This window comes from Huijunlia imazamoxiresistens (assembly GCF_037132455.1).
GTDB classification, from domain to species: domain Bacteria; phylum Bacteroidota; class Bacteroidia; order Chitinophagales; family Chitinophagaceae; genus Flavisolibacter; species Flavisolibacter imazamoxiresistens.
On the sequence record NZ_JBBBEI010000018.1, the window covers coordinates 100,883 to 120,219 of the forward strand.

The 19,337-nt window shown below is 56.1% G+C and carries 15 protein-coding genes; 9 read left to right on the forward strand and 6 right to left on the reverse strand.

Annotated elements, in window-relative coordinates:
• Nucleotides 1-213: 213 nt before the first annotated feature.
• Nucleotides 214-1,044 (forward strand): 5-dehydro-4-deoxy-D-glucuronate isomerase, encoded by an 831-nt coding sequence (gene kduI, locus V9K67_RS19615; RefSeq protein ID WP_336725403.1) that lies wholly within the window; start codon nucleotides 214-216, stop codon nucleotides 1,042-1,044.
• Nucleotides 1,045-1,138: 94 nt separating this feature from the next.
• Here kduI and V9K67_RS19620 read toward each other — a convergent pair whose 3' ends face one another.
• Entirely contained in the window at nucleotides 1,139-3,457 is a 2,319-nt protein-coding gene (locus V9K67_RS19620) for a glycoside hydrolase family 20 protein (protein ID WP_336725405.1), read from the reverse strand.
• 230 nt (nucleotides 3,458-3,687) lie between these two features.
• Here V9K67_RS19620 and hmpA point away from each other — a divergent pair, with 230 nt between their 5' ends.
• On the forward strand, nucleotides 3,688-4,893 hold the full coding sequence (gene hmpA, locus V9K67_RS19625; protein WP_336725406.1) for an NO-inducible flavohemoprotein: 1,206 nt from the start codon (nucleotides 3,688-3,690) through the stop codon (nucleotides 4,891-4,893).
• A gap of 123 nt (nucleotides 4,894-5,016) precedes the next feature.
• Here the strand turns inward: hmpA and V9K67_RS19630 are convergent, their stop codons facing one another.
• Nucleotides 5,017-5,574: an NADPH-dependent FMN reductase gene (locus V9K67_RS19630; protein WP_336725407.1), complete on the reverse strand. Its 558-nt coding sequence runs from the start codon at nucleotides 5,572-5,574 to the stop codon at nucleotides 5,017-5,019.
• A 190-nt stretch (nucleotides 5,575-5,764) separates the two neighbouring features.
• Here V9K67_RS19630 and V9K67_RS19635 point away from each other — a divergent pair, with 190 nt between their 5' ends.
• Nucleotides 5,765-6,181, forward strand: coding sequence for a c-type cytochrome (locus V9K67_RS19635; RefSeq protein ID WP_336725409.1), 417 nt, complete (start codon nucleotides 5,765-5,767; stop codon nucleotides 6,179-6,181).
• Between the two features lie 121 nt (nucleotides 6,182-6,302).
• Here the strand turns inward: V9K67_RS19635 and V9K67_RS19640 are convergent, their stop codons facing one another.
• From V9K67_RS19640 to pfkA, 3 genes are all read right to left on the reverse strand, one after another.
• Nucleotides 6,303-6,647, reverse strand: a complete 345-nt coding sequence (locus V9K67_RS19640; RefSeq protein WP_336725411.1) for an avidin-fold protein — start codon at nucleotides 6,645-6,647, stop codon at nucleotides 6,303-6,305.
• Nucleotides 6,648-6,720: 73 nt separating this feature from the next.
• Nucleotides 6,721-8,214, reverse strand: coding sequence for a pyruvate kinase (gene pyk, locus V9K67_RS19645; RefSeq protein ID WP_336725414.1), 1,494 nt, complete (start codon nucleotides 8,212-8,214; stop codon nucleotides 6,721-6,723).
• A 325-nt stretch (nucleotides 8,215-8,539) separates the two neighbouring features.
• Entirely contained in the window at nucleotides 8,540-9,523 is a 984-nt protein-coding gene (pfkA, locus tag V9K67_RS19650; protein WP_336725417.1) for a 6-phosphofructokinase, read from the reverse strand.
• Nucleotides 9,524-9,928: 405 nt separating this feature from the next.
• Here pfkA and V9K67_RS19655 point away from each other — a divergent pair, with 405 nt between their 5' ends.
• The 5 genes from V9K67_RS19655 (at nucleotide 9,929) to V9K67_RS19675 (ending at nucleotide 14,500) form a co-directional block, all read left to right on the forward strand.
• A complete protein-coding gene (locus V9K67_RS19655; RefSeq protein ID WP_336725420.1) occupies nucleotides 9,929-10,513 on the forward strand; it encodes a hypothetical protein in 585 nt (194 codons plus the stop codon).
• Nucleotides 10,514-10,738: 225 nt separating this feature from the next.
• Nucleotides 10,739-11,626, forward strand: coding sequence for an SDR family oxidoreductase (locus tag V9K67_RS19660; RefSeq protein WP_336725423.1), 888 nt, complete (start codon nucleotides 10,739-10,741; stop codon nucleotides 11,624-11,626).
• 167 nt (nucleotides 11,627-11,793) lie between these two features.
• Complete coding sequence (locus V9K67_RS19665) at nucleotides 11,794-12,465, forward strand: DUF4331 family protein (RefSeq protein ID WP_336725426.1); 672 nt, start codon at nucleotides 11,794-11,796, stop codon at nucleotides 12,463-12,465.
• A gap of 86 nt (nucleotides 12,466-12,551) precedes the next feature.
• On the forward strand, nucleotides 12,552-13,085 hold the full coding sequence (locus tag V9K67_RS19670) for a DUF4331 family protein (protein WP_336725429.1): 534 nt from the start codon (nucleotides 12,552-12,554) through the stop codon (nucleotides 13,083-13,085).
• An 89-nt stretch (nucleotides 13,086-13,174) separates the two neighbouring features.
• A complete protein-coding gene (locus tag V9K67_RS19675; RefSeq protein WP_336725431.1) occupies nucleotides 13,175-14,500 on the forward strand; it encodes a tetratricopeptide repeat protein in 1,326 nt (441 codons plus the stop codon).
• Nucleotides 14,501-14,634: 134 nt separating this feature from the next.
• Here V9K67_RS19675 and V9K67_RS19680 read toward each other — a convergent pair whose 3' ends face one another.
• Nucleotides 14,635-15,582, reverse strand: a complete 948-nt coding sequence (locus V9K67_RS19680; RefSeq protein ID WP_336725433.1) for an arginase — start codon at nucleotides 15,580-15,582, stop codon at nucleotides 14,635-14,637.
• 171 nt (nucleotides 15,583-15,753) lie between these two features.
• Between V9K67_RS19680 and smc the strand changes: the two genes are divergently transcribed.
• On the forward strand, nucleotides 15,754-19,281 hold the full coding sequence (gene smc, locus V9K67_RS19685) for a chromosome segregation protein SMC (protein ID WP_336725434.1): 3,528 nt from the start codon (nucleotides 15,754-15,756) through the stop codon (nucleotides 19,279-19,281).
• The last annotated feature ends 56 nt before the right edge of the window (nucleotides 19,282-19,337 follow it).

Genomic DNA, 19,337 nt, shown 5'->3' on the forward strand with positions numbered 1-19,337 from the left:
AGTTCACGAGTTCACGAGTTAGTGGGGAAGGTTGGTTTTTTAAGTTAGCGGAATAGTTCCTCAGATAGGTACTGGAACCAGTTTCAGAATGGCCTTGTTTTTTGGCAATCGCTCCAATTTCTAACTTAGAAAATATAACCGGTTAGCCCGGCTAACTTGTGAACCTGTGAACTGGTGAACTTTCTCTCTTATAACAAATAAAAGTCAACAATAATGGAAGTTAGATTTCATAACAGTCCCAAGGAAGTGAGCCAGATGAACACCCAGCAGTTGCGCGACAACTTCGTGGTGGAAAACCTGATGGTGGACGATAAGATTCAGCTGGTGTATTCGCACTACGACCGCGTGATCGTTGGCGGCGCCCGCCCCGTGCAGCAAACCCTGACCCTGGAAGCGCATCCCGAACTGCGGGCCGACTATTTCCTGGAAAGAAGGGAGCTGGGCGTGATCAACATTGGCGGCGACGGTGTAGTAGAAGCCGACGGCGAAAGCTTTCAGCTGAGCAAGCTGGACGGCCTGTACCTGGGCAAAGGCACCAAGAGCGTGACCTTCCGCTCCAACGATGCCAGCCAGCCGGCCGTATTTTACCTGCTGTCTTCTCCCGCGCACCAGACGTATCCCAACCGTAAGCTGGCCAAGGACGAAGCCAGCCCGCTGACCATCGGCGACCCCCTGACCTCCAACCACCGGACCGTTTACAAATACATCCACCTGGAAGGCCTGAAAAGCTGCCAGCTGGTAATGGGCCTGACCGTGCTGAAGCAGGGCAGCGTATGGAACACCATGCCGTCGCACGTGCACACCCGCCGCATGGAAGTGTACCTGTACTTCGACATCGCCGAAGACCAGCGCGTATTCCACTTCATGGGCGAGCCCAGCGAAACCCGCCACATGCTGCTGGCCAACCAGCAGGCCATCATCTCCCCGCCCTGGTCCATCCACTCGGGTTGCGGTACCGCCAACTACTCCTTCATCTGGGGCATGGCCGGTGAAAACCTCGTGTACCAGGATATGGACGTCGTAGATATCCGTAATCTCCGTTAATATTAGTTTACGAGTTTACAAGTTTACGAGTTAACGAGTTCATCGCTGGCGTCAGCAACTCGTAAACCTGTAAACTTGTAAACTCGTAAACTTTCTAGTTTAGTTCAATCTCATCTATAAAGAACAGCGGCTTCTCTCCCGCGCCGGCCCGTCCTTCGGGAATTTTGGGCAGGGGTTTTACCACTATTTTGATATAACGGGCAGGAGTAGGCGGGAATTGGAGCCGGATGGATCCTTTCAGGTCGTCCAGGGCGGTAAACTGGTTCGAGCTGCCGATAAAAGTAAATTCCTTGCCGTCCGACGAGCGGTAGGCTTCTATGGCCTGCACCGGGTAAATGCGGCTGCCGCCTATGCGCAGGGTATGCACCACTACGCTGCTGACCGTTTGCTTTTCCTCCAGGTCGATAACCGCGGGCACATCACTTCCCTTAAATCCCAGCAGCTCGCTGCTGCGGCTCAATCCCATTTTATTGGTGAGGCCATCTACCAGCGTAAAGGCGCCGTTGCCGGCGAATCCCTGCAGGGGCGCAACGGACAGGGTGATCTTTTTGCCGGTAGCCTTGTTCAGGTTCAGGTCCAGGGTCAGGGTGTCGGGGAACCCGCCCTCCTTGACGGCCGTCAGCCGGCCGCCGCGGCGCAGCATCAGCGGTTCCGTGTAGGGGCGCCAGTTTTCGGTTTCCGCGGCCCGGAAACGGATCTTCGCCTTCGGGTCATTGGTCTGGAGCTGCAGGCCCAGCCCCTGGCGGTTGGGGGCGGGGGACAGGGTGGCCGCGATATCGTAAAAGGCGGTGCTGTAGTTGGCCTTCCAGAGGCGGTAGCGGGCCAGCTGGGCCGGCAGGCGTTTTTCAAAATCCTTCCACGAACGTTTTTCCTTCAAACTCCACTGCGCCTCGCTCAGGGCGCTCATGCGTGGGAAGACCATGTATTCCACCATGCCCGTATTTCGGATGTATTCAGTCCAGAGGTTGCCCTGGGCACCCAGGATGTAGCGGGCATCGGCCGGTGACAGGCCGGCGGGCACGGGTTCGTAGGCATACACTTTTTCCAGCGGCAGGTAACGGCCGATGGTGATGGAGTCCTCGTCGGTTTTCTGGGCCTGGTCGAAATAGGCGTAGGCTTCGGGGGTCATGATCACGGGGTGCTGCTGGCGGGCCGCTTCGATGCCGCCTTTTTCGCCCCGCCAGCTCATGACGACGGCCTGCGGCGCCAGGCCGCCCTCGAGGATCTCGTCCCAGCCGATGATCTGGCGGCCGCGGGCGTTGACGAACTTTTCCATCCGGCGCATAAAATAGCTTTGCAGTTCGGCTTCATTCTTCAGGCCTTCCCCGCGGATGCGCTGCTGGCAGCGGGCACAGCTCTTCCAGTTGGTTTTCGGGGCCTCGTCGCCGCCCAGGTGGATATAGGAAGCGGGAAACAGCTGGAGCACTTCTTCCAGCACCCCTTCCAGGAACTGGAAGGTGGAGTCGTTGCCGGCACAATACACGCCGTTAAAGACGCCCCAGGTTTCCTCTACCTTGTAGGGGCCGGTACCGGGACAGGCCAGGGCCGGGTAGGCCGTAAGGGCGGCCGAGGAATGGCCCGGCATGTCGATCTCGGGGATGACGGTAATGTGGCGGTCGGCGGCATAGCGAACGATCTCTCTGATCTCTTCCTGCGTGTAGTAGCCGCAATAACGGGTGCTGTCGTTGCCGCGGCCGGGAAACCGCCCGATGATGGTGCCGTTGCGGCAGCTGCCGGTAAGGGTCAGCAGGGGATATTTCTTGATCTCCACCCGCCAGCCCTGGTCGTCGGTCAGGTGCCAGTGGAAATAATTCATCTTGTGCAGGGCCAGGTAGTCGAGGTATTTTTTAATAAAGGCCGGCGGGAAGAAATGCCGGGCCACATCGAGGTGCATGCCGCGGTAATTGAAGCGGGGCGCATCCTGAATAGATAGATAGGGTATCAGGAATTGGGTATGGGGAAGGGGAGAGGAGGCCGAGCGGGTTTTTGGGGAGGTGAGTGCCTGGGGTACTGGCCTGTCGGTGGGGAGCAGCTGGATCAGCGTCTGGATGCCGTAAAAGGTGCCGGCATGGGTATCGCCTTCTATGCGGATGCCTTCGTTATCGACGGTAAGGCTGTAGGCATCCTTATCCGGGGCCCTGATAAAGGTGCGGGTGACCAGCAGGATGGAGTTTTTGGTGGCGGTGGTGCCGGTGGGCAGCGACCAGCCATAGACTTCCTTTAAATAGTCGTTGAAAAAGCGGGCGGCTTTGACCTCTTCTTCCCCGGTGGCTACCAGCACGGTTTGCGGGTTAAGGGTAAAGGTTCCCTGCCGCAGTTCCAGCGAGGCGGGTTGCGGAATGATGCTGACCTGCTGGGCAGGGGCGGCAAGGCCGCACAAAAAACAAAAAAGGACCAGGATCGTTTTTCCCATGTACACGTTTTGAAGGGCCAATTTAAGAAAGCCTGTCGCTTCCCGGCGATTGTTGGGCACTTCCTGGTGGAATTAGCGTTTCTTTTACTGACCGGAATTCTTCGAAAACCTGATTTAGGTCAGCTTCTGTTCCGGCCGGTGCCCGAAATTTGCTGCCTGAAACGGCACTTATTTATTGCGCAAATAATAAAAGTATTTAAGACTTTCAAATCCTTTTTAATACAGAACCGATGATCACAGCCAAGCAAAAAGAACTGATCCAGGCTACCGTTCCCATTCTTCGGGAACACGGCGTTGCCCTGACCACCCATTTTTACAACCGCATGTTTACCCATAACCCCGAGCTGAAGAACGTCTTCAACATGGGCAACCAGAAGAACGGGAAGCAGCAGATGGCCCTGGCCATGGCCGTGCTGGCCTATGCCGAGCACATCGAAAATCCTTCGGTGCTGGGGCATGCCGTCGGCCGCATCGGCTACAAGCATACCAGCCTCGATATCCGGCCCGAGCATTATGCCATCGTAGGCAAGCACCTGCTGGCCTCCATCAGCGAAGTGCTGGGGGAAGGCGCCACCCCGGAGCTGATCGAAGCCTGGGCGGTGGCCTATGGCCAGCTGGCCGACATCATGATCGGCGTGGAAAGCGGCTTCTATAAGGATTCCGTGGCCCAGGACGGCGGCTGGACCGGCTGGCGGCCGTTTATCCTGAAAGAGAAAGTGCAGGAGTCCGGCGAGATCACTTCTTTTTACCTCTACCCGGCCGATGGCGGCAAGGTGGCGCCGTTCCTGCCCGGCCAGTACATCAGCGTCCGGCTGTTCCTGCCCGAGCTGCACCTGTTCCAGCCCCGCCAGTACAGTCTTTCCGCCGCCCCCAACGAACGCTTTTACCGCATCTCCGTAAAACGGGAAGCGGGCAGCCAGCACCCCGACGGCATGATCAGCAACCGCCTGCACGACCACGTGGCCGTGGGCGACGTGGTGGAGCTGGCGCCTCCCTTCGGTGGCTTTACCCTGGATGCCGCCAAGGAAACTCCTGTAGTGTTTATCAGCGGCGGCATTGGCCAAACCCCACTGCTCAGCATGCTGGAATCGCTGGTGGAAAGGGGCAGCAAACGCAAGATCACCTGGATCCACGGCAGCCGCAACAAGGAAGTGCACGCGTTCAAGGAACATGTGCACGCCATGACCTCGGAGCATGGCGGGGTGCAAAAGCACTACTTCTACGATTCCCTGGAAGCAGCCGAAGAACACGAATACGAAGGCATCGTGGAGCTGGAACGGTTAAGCGACGAAGCCCTGCTGCCGGATGCCGACTATTATGTCTGCGGACCCTCGGCCTTTATCAAAAAACAATATAAGGACCTGGTGGCAAAGGGCGTGCGTCCGGAAGCTATTCATTACGAAGAGTTCGGACCGAGCATCCTGAGCCTGGACTAAGGCATGGTACACAACCATAAAAAAAATGAACCCGGCGGGTTCATTTTTTTTGCATTGATTCCGAGCAAACGATGGGCAGCATGCGAGTGGCTGCAACGGTTTTGCTTCCTAAAAATACGAAATTTAAGCGGGTACTTTTTCGTCCGCGATCTTTTCCGCCAGCCATAAAAATTCTTCCAGGAAGAGGTCGATACTTTTTTGGAAGGAGGCGTCACAGAGTGCGCCGTTTTTGTCGAATTTCTTGTCCACAAACGGAATGATCAGCATATGGGGCGAGCCGATGCCGAAGAGGGCAAACACCAGCTGCTGCAGCTGCAGGGCGGCGCGCATGCCGCCCAGGGCGCCGGGAGAAGCGGTGACAATACCGAAGACCTTGTGCTGCTGTTTGGGAAAATGGTCCAGCAGGTTTTTCAGGGCGGGAGAGTAGCTGCCGTTGTATTCGGGCGTCACCAGGATAAAGGCGCTGGCGCCAAAGATCCGGTCGGCCAGGGGCCGGTATTTTGCCGGGGTTTCGTCCGGTGAAGCAAATACGGCTTCCATGGGCGGAAGGATATGCTGCTTCAGGTCGATGAGCCCGATTTCATGTTCAGTCCGTTGCTGTAACATCTGTTGCAGGGATACCGCTACGCGGTGCGTCAGGCTGCTGGTCCGCGGGCTCCCCGATAATATTTCTATCTTCATAACCGACTAATTTACACGCTGCACCTTACCCAACAAAATCATTGCCATAAGATAGCGTTTACGCGTTTACAAGTTGACGGGTTCACAAGTTTACGTTCCTGAGTTCCTATGTTCCTGAGTTACCTGCGCCCGTTGGTTTAGGCGGGTTTGATTCCTTACCTTAGGGGCAACCAAATTTTTCTATCCAGCAATGAAAACGGTAAAAAAATTAACGATAGCGGCCTCTTTGATGATGGCGCTGGCCGCCTGCGGCGGGAATTCCTCTTCGGAAAAAGCACCGGAAAGTGGTACGGAAGGTGGGGCAACGACAACCTCTACTGTCGACATTACCAAGGATCCCAACTACGCCAAGGGGCTGGAGATCGAAGCCAAAAATGATTGCGGTACCTGCCACAAGATCAACGAAAAGCTGACCGGCCCTTCCTTCCACGAGATTGCGGAGCGGTACGCCAATGCCGATGAAGCCACCATCGATTCGCTGGCGGCAAAAGTGATCCGGGGTGGCGCGGGCAACTGGGGCCAGGTGCCCATGACGCCGCATCCCAACCTGTCGCAGGAGGATGCCAAAACGGTGGTGAAATACGTGCTGCTGATGAAGAACGCCTAAGGCCCGCTTTTCAATTGCCGCATCCGCATAGCTCATAAGGGAGACGAGCCTGTCCGCCGGGACAGGCCCCTCCCTTTTTTATTGTAAGCGCCGCTTCACTGTTCTTTTTCTCTTTTTCCGCTTAACCTCTTAGCTCTTCGATGATGGATTGCCCTTCACTTCCGTCGCCGCTGGTCCAGCGCCAGCTTTCGTGCAGGCGGAGGCGGCCGTCGGGCAGCAGCTCGGGCACCGAATGGCAGGTGCCGGTCATCAGCTCGCCCTTTACATTGACGTGGTGGTAGCGCATGTCCAGTGAGCCGTCGGGATTTTTCAGGGCGATCAGGTGGCCCGACAGGATGTTGCCGCCTTTATAGGTAGCCGTTACAATATTTTGCGCTTCGCTGTACTCGAATTCGGTGGCTGTACCGACTTCGCCATTCGCACTGTTTTGTACGGACCGGAACCGTTTGTTGTGGTAGTGGATCATGGGGGTATATCCGTTTGGGTAAAAAAAAGCCGGGGCATATTACCCCGGCTTGAATCATTATTTTGGAAAGGTTTTAGTCGACTTTAGAGATCTTGATCAGGTTGGTCGGCAGGTGCAGGGGTACCGGCGTGCTTCCGGTATTCACCACGATGTCGCCGCTTTTCAAAAATCCTCTTTCTTTCAGGATGTTCACTTGGTCGAACAGGATATCGTCCAGGCTTTCCTCTTCGCCATAGTAGAAGGCGCGTACGCCCCAGCTTAAGCTCAGTTGGTTGAGCAGGGAACGTTCCTTGGTGAAGATGAAGAGGGGCGATTTGGGGCGGTAGCTGCTCAGCATAAAGGCGGTGTAGCCGCTCTGGGTCATACCGATCAGGGCGTCGGCATTTACATCCTTGGCGATCTTACAGGCGTTGTAGCAGATGGCATCGCTGAGGAAGGAAGGCGATTTGGGCTGGGGTTTCAGGTCCTCTTCGCGGTTGTAGCGGTACTCGGTCTTTTCTACTTCCAAAATGATCTTGCGCATGGTTTGCACCACCAGGGCGGGGTGCTGGCCGGTGGCGGTTTCACCGCTCAGCATCACGGCATCGGCGCCTTCCAGTACGGCGTTGGCCACGTCGGTGATCTCGCTACGGTTGGGTTTAATGCGGTCGATCATGCTTTCCATCATCTGCGTGGCCACGATCACGGGCTTGGCGCGGTGGATACATTTGCGAATGATCTCGCGCTGGGCCATCGGCACTTTTTCTACCGGCAGCTCCACGCCCAGGTCGCCACGGGCCACCATCACGGCATCGGATTCCACGATGATATTGCGCAGGTCCGCCAGGGCCGAAGGCATTTCGATCTTGGCAATTACCTTGGAGTTGCTGTTGCGTTCGGACAGTCTTCTTTTCAGGTCGATGATATCTTCTGCCTTGCGTACGAAGGAGAGGGCCACCCAGTCGAGCTGCTGCTGGATGATGAAGTCCAGGTCGGCAATATCTTTTTCGGTCATGGCCGGCAGTGAGATCTTGGTATCGGGCAGGTTCACGCCTTTTTTGGGCGACAGGATGCCGCCGTAGGTCACGGCTACTTTCACTTCGCCGTCGGCAGTGATTTCAATGACGACAACTTCCAGCTTGCCGTCGTCGATCAGGATCTTGTTGCCCACTTCCACGTCCAGGTGCAGGTTGGGGTAGGAAACGTAGATCTTTTCCTTGGTACCGATCACTTTCTCCTTGGAGGTAAAGGTGAGCACGTCGCCGGGCTGGATCTCCAGCTTGCCGTTTTCGATATCACCCACCCGCAGCTTCGGTCCCTGCAGGTCGCCCAGGATGGAAATGTTGTAGGGCTGGGTAGCATTGATCTTGCGGATGTACTCGATCACCTGCGCCTTGTCCTCGTGGGTACCATGCGAGAAGTTGAGCCGGAATACGTTTACGCCGGACTTCACCAGTTCCAGCAGCTTTTCGTAGGTGTTGCAGGCAGGGCCTACGGTGGCTACGATCTTGGTGTGGTGAAAGGTGTGTTCGATACCTGCTTCTTTGTCCATTTGCGTATGTAAATACTTGTCAATGTTTTTGCTCATAATTGAAACGCTTAAAGGAAATTTACTCTCCACCCGTTGATAAAGAATTTTTCAAATGACAGTACAACTTTATGAAAAACTTTTATAGGAGACAAGAAAGTACTTTTTAAATAATTTTTTTTACTGCTTCCAGGTCATACGGCAGGCAGGTTTGTATAAGAAGGAACCGGAATCCTTTGCAAAGGTATCCCGCTGCGCCTTGTATGGAAAACTGATTCCTGCACGTAAACGACCTGATTATCGTTTTGTAAAGAGCTGTAGATAGGAGGGTTCCTGGTTGAGGGCCGTTGCGGGCCCGGGAGGATAAAGGGGGACCCGGCGCGTTTTAGCTGGCGAGGATCTTGACGATCTTCATCCATTCTTCGCTGATCTTTCCTTTCTTTTTACTTACCTGGTCCAGGGGAATGTAGTTCATGCGGTTGTTCTGGATGCCCACGAACACGTTGTGGCGTCCTTCCAGCAGGCATTCCACGGCATGGTAGCCCATGCGGCTGGCGATCAGCCGGTCGAGGCAGGAAGGCGAACCGCCCCGCTGGATGTGTCCCAGGATGCATACGCGGGTATCGATGTTGGGCAGGCGTTTTTTGACCACCCTTGCCACCATATCGGCGCCACCGAACTCGTCACCTTCGGCCACGACGATAATATTTACGAGCTTCTTGCGGCGCTCTTTTTCGGCCAGGGAGGCAATGATGTTGTCGATGTCGGTCTTGCGTTCGGGGATGAGGATGCTTTCGGCGCCGGTGGCGATGCCCGAGTGCAGGGCGATGTAGCCGGCGTCGCGGCCCATTACTTCCACGATGAAGAGGCGGTCGTGGGCGTCGGCGGTATCGCGGATCTTGTCGATGGCTTCCACGGCGGTGTTCACGGCCGTATCGAAGCCAATGGTGAAGTCGGTGCCGGCGATGTCTTTATCGATGGTGCCGGCCAGGCCGATGACGGGGATGTCGTACTCCTTGCTCAGGGCCATGGCGCCTTTAAAGGAGCCGTCGCCGCCGATGACCACCAGGCCGTCGATGCCGCGGGCCTTCAGCACGTCGTAGGCCTTCTTGCGGCCTTCGGGCTGGTAGAATTCCTTGCAGCGGGCAGTTTTAAGGACGGTGCCGCCGCGCTGGATGATGTTGGCTACGGAGCGGGACTCCATTTTGAAGAGGTCTTCTTCAATCAGACCCTGGTAGCCCCTCATGACGCCATACACTTCCAGGCCATAATATAGGCCGGTACGCACCACGGCCCGGACGGCCGCATTCATACCGGGCGAGTCGCCACCGGAGGTCAGTACTGCAATACGGTTTACTTTCTTTTGCATTTCTGGTAACTGTTTCTAATCAAAATACAAAGCATTCAAAAATCAAGGGTTCAAAAATAGGGTTTTGTAACAACTATAGCGGACAATTCAATCCGGTACCTCAAATAGAATTTGGTGTTATATGTGCCTTCCGGTTGCGGGATCGGCCGGTGGAAACAGGGGGAGCGGAGGGGTTGCCAGGGAATTGGCAAACAAGGACTTAAGGGGGAATGGCGTTTTTTTTGATGGGCGGGAGGGTTGGCCGGAAATTCCAGGACACCTCTACAATTGAGGCAAACTCGCCCCAAAAAGGAGGAGCGGATCTGAAAATTAGCTCCGCTGGAACCCATTGCCCTGTAGCCCGGCAATGGCACAGTATTGGAACTCATCCCTGGAACACGCCTTTTAATCCTTAACCATTTGTTTATGAAAAGAAAGTTTACCACCACTGTATGTACCCTACTCATTGCTCTGGTCGCTTTCAGTAACAATCTACCCCCCGCCGATACCAATATTACCCGCAAAACCGAGCTGGATTTACACGAGTCCGGACCGGGCATTTACAATTCCGGCTGGGAATCCGTTTCGGCCTGGGCCTCCCAGCGGGAAGGCAGCACCACTACCTGCCAGTTCAACCGGCCGGCAGCGGAGATCACCGCCTCGGTCCTGGCCAACGGCGTTGTGCTGGTGTTTGCCCGCAATTTATGGACGGAGGAGCCCTCCTTTGTGGAACTGGGCGCTCCGGACAAGCCCATTAAAATGCCGTTTTACTTTTTACCGGATTTCGACAAGCCGGATTATTCGGAAATGTGGAGCTTTTCGCCGAAGGAAAATGCCATCCAGCTTACCCTGCAGGTAAAAGGCGCCAACGCCACCTGGTCGCCGGGAACCAAGGTGGAATTCCGCTACATGGTGATCTCCCGGGAAGCGCTGCAACGCAAAGGGCAAACGGTTGCTTCCGTCCGGAAAATGCCCTATAACGATGTGGTAGAAACCTTCGCCCTGAATTAAGCCCTACACCCCGGGGCAGGCAGGAAGGGCTTCCTGCCTGCCCCTAACCATATAATACCAAGAAAAACCAACTATTCCATTTCCCCTTCCATTGTGATGGTATTTTGAAGGCGCTGCCGGTTGCGCCCCGCGTAGGGTGGGTATCGGCAGCTTACCTTTTTCCTTCCTTTTTGTCCCCAGCCTATTGCTTATTGCCCATTCCCGCCGCTCCCTTATTTTTGACGCATGCATACCATACTCATAACGGGGGCCAACGGCTTTATCGGTCATTACCTGTCGGAACTGCTGTTGCAAAGAAACCACCGGGTGATCGCCACCGGAAAAGGGCCCTGCCGGTTACCCTTTACCCACCCGCAATTCCGGTACGAACCCCTGGATTTCGAGGACGAACAGCAAGTGGCGTCCCTGCTGCAACAGTACCGGCCCGACGTAGTGGTGCATGGCGGGGCCATTTCGAAACCCGACGTTTGTGAAAAAGACCGCGAAGGAGCGTACCGCACCAATGTTACCGGCACGCTGCACCTGCTGCAACAGGCAGCCCTGCTCCAAAGCTTTTTCCTGTTCATCTCTACCGATTTCGTATTCAGCGGCGAGAAGGAAACCTATACCGAGGAGGATGCCACCGGACCGGTAAACTATTACGGTCAAACGAAAGTGCTGGCCGAAGATGCGGTTAAAAATTATCCCTTTTCCTGGAGCATCGTCCGTCCCATTTTGGTTTACGGTGCTCCCCGCTCGGGCCGCGACAATATTCTTACCAACGTGGCCGTCGCACTGAAGCGGGGCGAAAACCTCAGCATCTTTACCGACCAGCTTCGGACCCCCACCTTTGTGGAAGACCTGGTGGCAGGAATGGTGCAGATCATCGAACGCCAGGCTACCGGCATCTACCATCTTTCCGGCGCCGACCAGCTGACCCCTTACCAGATGGCCTGCGCCGCCGCCGACCACCTGGGTCTGGACAGCAGCCGCATACGGCCGGTAACCGCCGACTTCTTCGCCCAACCCGCCAAACGCCCGCCCCGCACCGTTTTCGACCTCTCCAAAGCCCAAAAAGACCTCGGCTACCAGGCGACGCCCTTTTCCGAGGGGTTGAAGCGAACTTTTAAGTAGTTCCTGGGTTCCAAAGTTCCTGCGTTCCTGAGTTTTCTGGAGGAAGAGTTTGTAGGATAGGCGTACGGCGCTTTTGGAAAGTTTTTAGGAAAATTTTTCTAAAGGCAATCCAAACCGTTTCACCGATCGTACATGATGCATATTTCGCAACCTCTTAATCATTATTTATGAAACGCAAGATCATTACAGGACTCGTTGCCGGTCTGGCACTGGCGGGAGGCGTGCTGTGGGCCGCCGACCATATTGATGCGCCTATGGTTACGGGTGCGGGCAGTACCAGCGCCGGCACCGACATTACCGACATTTACGCCTTTCAAAGCCCGGCCGACAATTCAAAGATGGTGTTCGCCTGCAACGTTATGGGATTGATGTCGCCTATGGCAACCGCTACGGCGCAGTTCCCTTCCAATACGCTGTACGAATTTAATATCGACAATACCGGCGATAACGTGGAGGACCTTGTCCTCCAGTGCCTGGTGCAGAACGGAAAACTTCGGGTGTACGGTCCCGTGGCCCCGGCTACCACCGGCACCATGAGCGCTATCCGCACTTCCGCCCCGATGACCGAAGCCGCAGTAACGGCTTACGGCTCGTCTCCCGCCACCGGTATGAACAACAACGGCATCCGGGTCTTTGCCGGTCCCAGGGACGATCCCTTCTTTTTCGACCTCACCCGCTTTAAAGAGATCATGGCCGGCACCCAAACGGCCTTCCGCAGCCCCGGCATGGACACCTTTGCCGGTACCAATGTCCTATCCATCGTCGTGGAAGTTCCCAAGTCCCTGCTGGGCAGCGCCGCCACCCTCAACGTATGGGCGGAAACGAAAACGAAGCAATAAGCAATAAGCAATAAGCAATTCGCTTTGAGCGACCACTCCTTTCGCATCACTTCTTTCTTTCCCGTAAATCATTTCAATCAGCAATTATGAAACGCATCAATAAATTATGGGCGTTCGTGCCCTCATTGGCTCTTGTGCTGCTGGCCGGCTGCAAGAAGGACAAAGACGATAAAGACAGTTTCGATACTTCAGGTACCTACATGCAGAAAGACCAGATGGCAAGGCCCGCCATCAATACGGTATTCATCGGCATGGCCCGCAAGGACGAATTTAATGGCACCGTTCCTTCGGCCATGAGCGCGGCGTTTAAAACAGATTTCGTCAACAAGCTCACCGCCTTCGGCTATATGGGCAATGCCCTGGGCATGTCCAAAGACCAGTTCGCGACGGCCCTGGTGACCGACGTGCTGAACGTAAAAATGAGCGGCACCACCACCTTCTTCGACGGCACCAACGTGCTTACGGGAAGAGCACTCGCCGACGACGTGATCGACACGGAACTGCTGCTGCTCTTCGGCGGACCTGCCGGAACCGCCAACCCCGGCCTGACGAAGGATAACGTCAACAGCAACGACAAGGCTTTTTTGAATACGTTTCCTTACCTGGCAGCGCCCTTTTAGTGGTTCCTTTTCAGGAAGCGGCGCTGCGTCGCTGCGCCGCTTCCCTTTTTGTTTCCCGGCAAGAGAAAATAACGTCTAATCCAGTTAGTATGAAACCCTTTTTTTTATTTATCCTCGTGGCCGCCATCGCGGCGGGCTGTGCCCGGAAACAGGTGGCACGGCCGGAAGATTATGCCCCTTTCCTGCAACCGGCGCCCCTGGGCGCGGCAGTGCACCGGCAGCAGCAGGAGCTGTCCTTCTGGATCGGCCGGTTGCAGCAGGATACCGGCAGCTTCGTGAACCTGCTGGAGGTGGCCGGCAACCGGCTGGCCCTGTTCCATTTAACGGGCCGGGTGCACCACCTGCAGGCCGGCGACTCGCTGGTGGCCGCCGCCGCCCGGAAGCTGAATAACAGCGATCCCGCCATCCTGCAAATGCTGTCCCAGGTCTCCATCACCCGCCACCGCTTTTCCGATGCCGCGGCCTATAACGAAAAAGCCCGCCGGCACGGTGCTTCCCCTTTCCAATATCACCTCATCGCCTTCGATGCGGCCATGGAAGTGGGCCGCTATGCCGAGGCCGGCAAATTCCTGGCCGCCCTGAAGGATAAAGTCTCCTTCGACTATCTTATCCGCCGGGCCCGCTACGAAGACCACCAGGGTCATACCGACGCCTCCATAACCGCCATGGAAGCGGCTTTTGATAAGGTAAAGGGGTTATCCCAAAAAGGACTGTATTGCTGGACCCTTTCCAACCTGGCCGACCGCTATGCCCATGCCGGAAGGATAAAGGATGCCTATGCCGCCTACCTGGCGGTTTTGCAAAAAGATGGGGCCTATTTCCACGCCCTGAAGGGCATTGCCTGGATTGCCTGGTCGTGGGACCACAATACCAAGGAAGCCGAACGCATATTACGGTTCATCGAAGGGCAGACGCCTGCACCCGACCTGTACCTGGCTCTTGCCGGTATAGCGGAAGATGAAGGCAGGGAACAGGAAAAGGAGCAGCTTACCCGCCGGTTCGTGGCAGCTGTCCGCCATCCCGATTACGGCGATCAGTACAACAAATACCTGGTGGACGTGCTGGCGCCCCAACATAGCGACCAGGCGCTGGAGCTGGCGCAACGGGAAGTCCAGAACCGCCCCACCACCGAAAGTTATTTGGAACTGGCCTGGGCCCTGCATCATAAAGGCGATCATCCCAAAGCTTTGTCCATTTACCAGACCTACGTGGCCGGCCGAACCTTCGAGCCCGATGCCGCTTATAAGGGCGCCTTTATCCTCAAAGCTGCCGGCAGGGAAAAAGAAGCGGCCCGATTAAAAGAACGTTGCCTGGAAAGCGCCTTCGAACTCGGTCCCGTAAAGATCAAAAAGATGGAAGAAATACCCCTGCCCCGCTACTGTGTTTTAGGAAAGGTAGTCCGGCTGAAAATGTAAAATATAAAATGGAAAATATAGAATGTAAAATATGGAACGAAGCATGTAAAACAGAATAGTAAAACGGTAACGAATAGGGTTCGGAACCCTTTCCACGACCCAACTCGTGAACCCGTAAACCCGTAAACTATTCATCAGGACATCATCAGCACGTTCACACTTCGCTGCAGGATATTGAAAGCGATTTCGGCCATCAGGTTTTCCTTGTCCAGCGTGGGGTTGACCTCGGTGATCTCGAAGCCGCAGACCTTGCGGTTTTGCATCAGCTTGCTGATCAGGTCTTCGGCTTCCCGCTCCCGCAGGCCATTGGTAACCGGTGTGCCTGTGCCTTTGCTGATGGAGGAGTCCAGGCAGTCCACGTCAAAGGAAACAAAGATGTCCGTACAATCGCCCAGGTAGCGGGTGATCTGGCGGCTGATCTGTTCCGCCCCTTTTTTGCGTACTTCCTTGGTGGAGATCACCTTGATGCCGTATTTGTCGATCAGGAACTTTTCTTCTGCTTCATAATCCCGCAGGCCGACCAGCACGATATCTTCTCCCAGTATTTTCGGGTGGATGCCTCCCACGTTCTTCAGGGCGTTCCAGTGGTTGACCGTCTCTTCGTCGAGGGCATGGACGGCCGAGTCGGCATTGTCCTCATCCAGCGAAGCTGCCAGGGGCATGCCGTGCAAATTTCCCGAAGGGGTGGTGTAGGGCGTGTGCAGGTCGGCATGGGCGTCGAGCCAGACCACGCCCAGCTTGCTGTGGGGCCTGGCCATTTTGATGCCGGCCAGGGTGCCGCCGGTCGTGCTGTGGTCGCCGCTAAGCAGGACGGGAAAAAAATTGGAGCGTACCGTTTCACACACCGCCCGGCTTACCTTTTCGTACATGTTCACGATGCCTTTGATCCGCTTGGCATAAGGCGACTCGATGGGTTCGTACAGCAGCTTGTTTTCGTGGGGAATCTTTTCGGAGGGGAAATGGATGAAGAAGTTGCTCATGAAGTCCAGCGCCGCAATTTTAATCGCTTCAATGCCCAGGCTGGCGCCCCGGGTGCCGGCGCCTATCTCAGAAGGTACTTCGATCAGCTTGATGTTCTTCATGCGGCTTCAGTTTCAACAGTACGACAAGTTAAGATAAGTTCCCGAGTTCCTAAGGTCCTGAGTTAGGCCTGGCCGGATGGAAGTGCCCGAAACCAAAGCCAAACTCAGGAACTCAGGAACTTAGGAACTCAGGAACTCTCTTATATTTGTCTGCAATAAACCGGGTTACTTGTGCGATTAAAATCATTAGAAATCAAGGGCTTTAAGAGTTTTGCCGACAAAACGCTGGTCAATTTCGACGAGAACATCACCGGCATTGTCGGGCCCAACGGCTGCGGCAAGAGCAATATCGTCGACAGCATCCGCTGGGTCATCGGCGAGCAGAAGATCAGCCACCTGCGCTCGGAGAACCTCGAAAGCCTGGTGTTCAACGGCTCCAAGACCCGCAGCGCCAGCGGCCTGGCCGAGGTCAGCCTCACCTTCGAGAACACCAAGAACCTGCTGCCCACCGAGTTCAACATCGTCACCATAACCCGGAAGTTCTACAAAAGCGGCGACAGCGAATACCGCCTCAACGACGTGCAGTGCCGCCTCAAAGACATTCAAAACCTTTTCCTCGACACCGGCGTATCCACCGACAGCTACGCCATCATCGAGCTGGGCATGGTCGATGACCTCATCAAAGACAAGGAAAACAGCCGCCGCCGCATGCTCGAGCAGGCCGCCGGTATCTCCATCTACAAAACCCGGAAAAAAGAAGCCCGGCAGAAGCTCGACGCCACCGAGCAGGACCTCGCCCGCATCGAGGACCTGCTGTTCGAGATCAACAACCAGCTCAAAACCCTCGAAAACCAGGCGAAGAAAGCCCAGAAGTATTACGAAATCAAAAAGGACTACCGCGAGGTCAGCATCGAGCTGGCGAAGGCGTCGCTGGAAGGATTTACGGAAGTGTTCAAAGAGCTGAACGAAAAGCACGACGCCGAAACCGACCGCCGGGTACGGCTGGAAGCAGCCATCGCCACCGAAGAGGCGGCCCTGGAAAGCGAAAAGCTCGCCTTCGTGGAAAAGGAACGGGCACTGCACAGTATGCAGCAGGGCTTTAACGAGCTGGTGCAGCAGGTGCGCACCCGCGAAAACGAAAAGAACCTGGCGGCCCAGCGCCTCGAACACCTGAAAGAACGCGAAGGCAGCCTCACCCAGTTTTTGCAAAAAGCCGGCGGCCAGATCACCGGCATTGAAGAGAGCCTCGAGTTTACCCGCGGCCAACTGGAGGACGAAGAGTCCGCCTATGGCGATTATGCCGCCGAGCTGGAAGAGCTGCGGGCTTCGGTAGATGCGCAGCGGCGGGTGCTGGACGAACGCCGCTCGGCGCTGAACAGCCTCCGCAACGCCTACCAGCAGGTGCAGCGCAGCCAGTTCGAAGCCGAAAAAAAGGTGGCCGTGGCCGATACCTCCATCCAGAACCTCCAGCGGGCCATCGGGCAGGCCGAGGAAGAGCAGGCCAACCGCGAAGAGCTGCTGGTGCAGATCGAGCAGGAGCGGGGCTCGAAGGAAAAGCAGTACAACGAAAAGCTGCTGGAGCTGGAACAGCTGCAGGAACAGCAGCAGCGCACCAAAGAGCAGATCCAGCAGACCCAATCCTCCCTGGAAGGCCTGCGGGCCCGGCTGGCGGAAGAAAGCCGCAAGCTCGACGCCAAACGCAACGAACACGCCCTGCTCAAAAGCCTCGTGGATAAGATGGAGGGCTATCCCGAAAGCGTCAAGTTTTTGCACAACAACAAGGGCTGGAACCATACCGCGCCCATCCTGTCCGACATCATTTACGTAAAGGAAGAATACCGGGCCGCCGTGGAAAACGTGCTGGAGCCTTATCTCAACTACTACGTGGTCAACAACCTCGGGGAAGGCATGCAGGCCGTGCGCCTGCTGGACGGCAACAAAAAGGGCAAGGCCAATTTCTTTTTACTGGATAAGGTAACCGCCGACAGCAACCTTGCCCGCCAGCCGCAGCCCGAAGGCACCCTGCCGGCCCTGGAGGTGATCGAGGTGGACGAGCTGTACCGCCCCCTGGCCGAACAGCTGCTGGGCAACGTGTTCATTGCCGAGGACGAATCGGCCCTGGAACACAGCAACGGGGCAGTGATCTTGGAGCGCCACGGCCGCTACGTAAAAGGGCATTACACCCTGGGCGGCGGCAGCGTCGGCTTGTTCGAAGGCAAGAAGATCGGCCGGGTGAAAAACCTCAAAAAACTGCAGGAGCAGATCGAGGAACAAAAGGCCGTGGTGGAGGAATACCAGGGACAGATCCAGGACCACCAAAGCCAGCTGGCCCGCCTCAATGGCGCCCTGAAGGATGGTTTGATCCGGGAGGCCGAGCGCCAGATCCAGCAATTGAACAACCAGGTCTACGCCCTCCAGAACAAGCTGGAAAACTTCCAGCACTCCCAGGGGCAGTCGCGCCGCCGCCTGGAAGACCTGAACGAGCAACTGGTACAGACCGGCGCTTCGGTGGAAGCCGTGCGCCGCGACCTTCAGGCCCTGAACGAGCAGATGGCCGGCCTGGGCGACCAGGTGCAGGAAGCCGAAACGGGCTACCGCAACATCGAGCTGCAGTACAACGAGGTAAACAACGAATACAACAACCTCAACCTGCAGGTCACCCGCCAGCAAAGCAAGATCAATGCCCTGAAGCAGGAACTGCAGTTCAAGACCAACCAGCTGACCGACCTGAAAGCCCAGGTGACCGCCAATACCAAACAGCTGCAGGAAACCTCCGGCAACATCAAGCAGTCGGCGGAAAACCTGGAAGAGATCCGGCAGACGCTGGTAGAGCTGATGCGCCGCCGCGAGGAGGAGCAGGATTTATTGAACAAGGCCGACCAGGAATACTATAACCTCCGCAACCAGCTCTCCGCCAAGGAAAGCGCCCTGCGCCAGCAGGTAAAGGAAAAGGACCAGGTGGAACACCAGCTGTCGGATATCAAGGACAAGCTCAACGACGTAAAGCTGCGCCTGGCGGGCATGAAGGAACGCCTGCAGGTGGAATTTAAAATAAAGCTCGAAGACATCCTCGACGAGCCCCGCACCACCAAAATTCCCGTGGAGGAGCTGCAGGAAAAGTCGGACCGCATGAAGAAGCGCCTGGAAAACCTGGGCGAGGTGAACCCCACGGCCATCGAGGCGTACGAGGAAATGAAGAAGCGCTACGACTTTATCGAGGAGCAGAAGAATGACCTGGTGTCGGCCAAGCAAAGCCTGCTGCAAACCATTGCCGAGGTGGAGACCACCGCCAACCAGAAGTTCCTCGACACTTTCACCCAGGTGCGGGAAAACTTTATGAAGGTCTTCAAGGCCCTCTTTACCGAGGACGACCAGTGCGACCTGCTGCTGACCGAGCCCTCCAACCTGGCCGAGACCGGCATCGACATCGTGGCCAAGCCCAAAGGCAAGCGTCCCAGCAGCATCAACCAGCTCAGCGGGGGAGAGCGCACCCTGACAGCCACCGCCCTGCTGTTCGCCATTTACCTCATCAAGCCGGCGCCTTTCTGTATTCTCGATGAGGTGGACGCCCCGCTGGACGACGCCAACGTGGGCAAGTTCACCAACATGATCCGGCAGTTCAGCCAGAACTCGCAGTTCATCATCGTCACCCACAACAAAACCACCATGAGCACCGTGGACGTCATCTACGGCGTCACCATGCAGGAACCCGGCGTGAGCAAGCTGGTGCCGGTAGACTTTCGGAGCCTCGCCAGCTAAGGGCTAAGAGAAGAAAAGAGGAAAAAAGATCAAGAGAAAAAATCAGGTTCAAAGAA